Below are 3,092 nucleotides of genomic sequence, written 5' to 3' on the forward strand. Positions count from 1 at the left end.
CGCCCGCACCCCTCGTCGGGCGCGCGGGCGGGCCCCCGCACCGTCCACGAACAAGGAGAACCCCCCGTGAACACGCCCACCGCCCGCCCCGCCCAGCCCTGGTGGCGCACCGCCGCCATCTACCAGGTCTACGTGCGCAGCTTCGCCGACGGCAACGGCGACGGCGTCGGCGACCTCGCGGGCGTGCGCAGCCGCCTGCCGTACCTGCGCGACCTCGGCGTGGACGCCCTCTGGTTCAACCCCTGGTACCGGTCCCCGATGGCCGACGGCGGCTACGACGTCGCCGACTACCGCGACATCGACCCGCTGTTCGGCACCCTCGCCGAGGCCCGGGAACTGATCGCCGAGGCCCACGAGCACGGCCTGCGGGTCATCGTCGACCTGGTGCCCAACCACTGCTCCGACCAGCACCCGTGGTTCCGCGAGGCGCTCGCCGCCGCACCGGGCTCCGCCGAACGGGAACGCTTCTGGTTCGCTCCCGGGAAGGGGGAGAACGGCCAACTCCCGCCCAACGACTGGCAGTCGTACTTCGGCGGCCCCGCCTGGACCCGCACCACCGGCCCCGACGGCACCCCCGGCGACTGGTACCTGCACCTGTTCGCCCCCGAGCAGCCCGACCTCAACTGGGAACACCCCGAGGTGCGCACCGAGTTCGAGTCCGTCCTGCGGTTCTGGCTGGACCGCGGCGTGGACGGCTTCCGGATCGACGTCGCCCACGGCCTCGCCAAGAAGCCCGGCCTGCCCGACGTCGGCCCCGACCCCGACGTCACCGACCTCCCCTACCAGGACGTCGACGCCGTCCACGAGGTCTACCGCTCCTGGCGCAAGATCACCGACGGCTACCCGGGCGAGCGGGTCTTCGTCGGCGAGGTCTGGCTCCCCACCCCCGAACAGTTCGCCCGCTACCTGCGCCCGGACGAGCTGCACTCCGCTTTCAACTTCGAATTCCTGTGCTGCGCCTGGGAGTTCGACGCCGTCAAGGACGTGGTCGACGCCACCCTGGCCGCCCACGCCGAGGTCGGCGCCCCGCCCACCTGGGTGCTCTCCAACCACGACACCATCCGGCACGTCACCCGCTACGGCCGCGAGGACACCTCCTTCGACATGGGCGACAAGCGGCTCGGCGCCCCCACCGACCGCGAACTCGGCCTGCGCCGCGCCCGCGCCGCCGCCCTGCTCACCATGGCCCTGCCCGGCGGCGTCTACGTCTACCAGGGCGACGAACTCGCGCTCAGCGAGGTCGAGGACCTCCCGGACGAACTGATCCAGGACCCCACCTTCGTCCGCTCCGGCGGCGCCGACCGCGGCCGCGACGGCTGCCGCGTCCCGCTGCCCTGGACCGCCGACGGCGCCTCCCTCGGCTTCTCCCCGGACGGAGCCGCCGCCCCGTGGCTCCCGCAGCCCGCCGGCTGGGCCGGCCTGAGCGCCACCGTCCAGGACGCCGACCCGCACTCCGCACTCACCCTCTACCGCACCGCCCTGCGCCTGCGCCGCACCGAACTCGCCGCCCTGCCCGAGACCCTCACCTGGCTGCCCGCCGACCCGGGCGCCCTCGCCTTCACCCGCGACGGCTCCTTCGCCTGCCTCGTCAACTTCACCGACCGGCCCCTGCCCCTCCCGGCAGACAGCACCCTCCTGCTCACCAGCACCCCGCTCGACGACACCCTCCTCCCCCCGGACACCTGCGCCTGGCTCCGCCTGCCGTCCCCCGACAACTGACGTCCCCCGACAACTGACGTCCCCCGCCTCCACCTGCCCGGCCGCCCGCCACGACCGTCGACCTCGTCGGGGCGGGCGGTGGTGGTGGTCAGGGGCGCGGGGTGAGGGCCATGGCGGTGGGGCCGGCGGCGGGGGTGTTGGTGCAGCGGTGGTCGGCGGCGGGTTGTTCCAGTTGGAGGGTCAGGCAGCGGCCGAGGGCCTGTTGGCCGAAGCGGTTGGGGTGGAGGGACTCCTGGAGCTGGCCCTGGCCGGCGCCGCTGGTCACGAAGCGGACCCATTCGGCGCTCTCGCCGGTGGGCGGGTGCTCGGGGTCGGCCTGACGGGTGCCGGTGGCGCAGACTTCGCGGCCCTCGAAGGCGCGGGAGAGGTCGAGGAACTCCGCGCCGGCCTCGTGGGCGGCCTCGGCGAGGGCGGTGCTGATCTCGGGGACGAGCTCGTCGTGGGCCCAGGTGAGGTCCTGGTCGAAGAACGGGCAGCCGCCGGAGGTGAGGCGGTCGTACTTCTCCCCGGGGTAGCGGATTCGGGCGGCGTCGGGCAGCGGCGAGGGGTAGGACTGCAGGACCAGCCGGTAGGAGCCGGCCGGGTGGCCGGCGCGCTCCAGGGCGGTCCGGACGTCGGCGAGGGTGTCGACGGCGGCCTGCCGCATCGAGGGCAGCCGGTCCTTGGCCTGGACGGCGGCATCGGGGGCGCAGGGGGCGCCGCCGAAGGGCTTGAGGAAGCCGGTCGTGCAGTCGGTGATGATGTCGGAGAAGCCGAGGTCGTTGCCGCCGATCGACACCACCACGGCGCGGACGGGCTGTCCGGTGGCGGCGTCCTGGAGCCGGCCGGCCTGCGAGGGTTCGCCCTTGAACGGGGAGCCGCCGTGCTCGGGCAGCTGCACGGCCGTCGAAGTCGCCCCGGAACAGGCGAGGTTGAGGCGCCGGGCGTCCAGGGTGAGGGACTGCACCTCGGCGACGTCGGAGCGGTTGCAGCCGTCGTCGTAGGAGTCCCCGTACACGCGGTGCGGGTCGCTCTCCTCGGTCTGCGGGTCGTAGGCCCGGTCGGTGCCGGACCAGCCGTCGGCGGACTCGTTGCTGTTGCCGGACCAGCGGCCGGCCTCGCCCGAGATGAAGCTGTCGCCGACCGACACCACCCACGGCGCGTCGGCCGCGGGCGCCTCGACGGCGGAGGCGTGGGCGGGGGCCAGGCCCGTCGCGGTGGCCACGCACACGGTGGCGGCCAGGGCGGCGAGCGTCCGACGGTACCGGGAAGGGGAGGAAGGCGAGGAGGTTGAGGAAGTCATGCTGACGGTGTCGGCATGTGGCGGGGGAGGGGATACGGGCGGCGGGTGATTCGTATCCGAATGGGTCAACGGGGTTGGGGCGGAAGGGGGG

General features: G+C 74.1%; 2 protein-coding genes. One reads left to right on the top strand and one right to left on the bottom strand.

Annotation, left to right across the window (positions count from 1 at the left end; translation table 11 throughout):
- Window positions 1-66: 66 nt before the first annotated feature.
- Window positions 67-1,719, top strand: a complete 1,653-nt coding sequence (locus tag IH44_RS0139545; RefSeq protein WP_030464697.1) for a glycoside hydrolase family 13 protein — start codon at window positions 67-69, stop codon at window positions 1,717-1,719.
- An 88-nt stretch (window positions 1,720-1,807) separates the two neighbouring features.
- Here the strand turns inward: IH44_RS0139545 and IH44_RS0139550 are convergent, their stop codons facing one another.
- Window positions 1,808-3,001 carry a GDSL-type esterase/lipase family protein gene (locus IH44_RS0139550; RefSeq protein WP_107066740.1) on the bottom strand — a complete coding sequence of 398 codons (1,194 nt, stop codon included), beginning with the start codon at window positions 2,999-3,001 and terminating at the stop codon, window positions 1,808-1,810.
- Window positions 3,002-3,092: the final 91 nt, after the last annotated feature.

Source organism: Kitasatospora sp. NRRL B-11411 (assembly GCF_000721345.1).
Lineage (GTDB): Bacteria > Actinomycetota > Actinomycetes > Streptomycetales > Streptomycetaceae > Kitasatospora > Kitasatospora cineracea.